Raw genomic sequence first — 242 nt, 5'->3', positions numbered from 1 at the left:
GCGCCCGTAGCTCAATTGGATAGAGCGTTTGACTACGGATCAAAAGGTTAGGGGTTCGACTCCTCTCGGGCGCGCCATTAAGATCGGGAAGTAGCTCAGCTTGGTAGAGCACTTGGTTTGGGACCAAGGGGTCGCAGGTTCGAATCCTGTCTTCCCGACCATCTTTATGGGGCCTTAGCTCAGCTGGGAGAGCGCCTGCCTTGCACGCAGGAGGTCAGCGGTTCGATCCCGCTAGGCTCCAC

The 242-nt window shown here is 57.9% G+C and carries 3 tRNA genes; all 3 read left to right on the top strand.

Annotation, left to right across the window (positions count from 1 at the left end):
• Positions 1-77, top strand: a tRNA-Arg gene (locus SB660_RS23195).
• 7 nt (positions 78-84) lie between these two features.
• A tRNA-Pro gene (locus tag SB660_RS23190) sits at positions 85-161 on the top strand.
• Between the two features lie 7 nt (positions 162-168).
• A tRNA-Ala gene (locus SB660_RS23185) sits at positions 169-241 on the top strand.
• Position 242 lies beyond the last annotated feature (1 nt).

This window comes from Bacillus sp. SIMBA_005 (genome assembly GCF_046535585.1).
GTDB lineage: Bacteria > Bacillota > Bacilli > Bacillales > Bacillaceae > Bacillus > Bacillus pumilus.
This window is presented reverse-complemented; position numbering and strand designations above follow the sequence as displayed.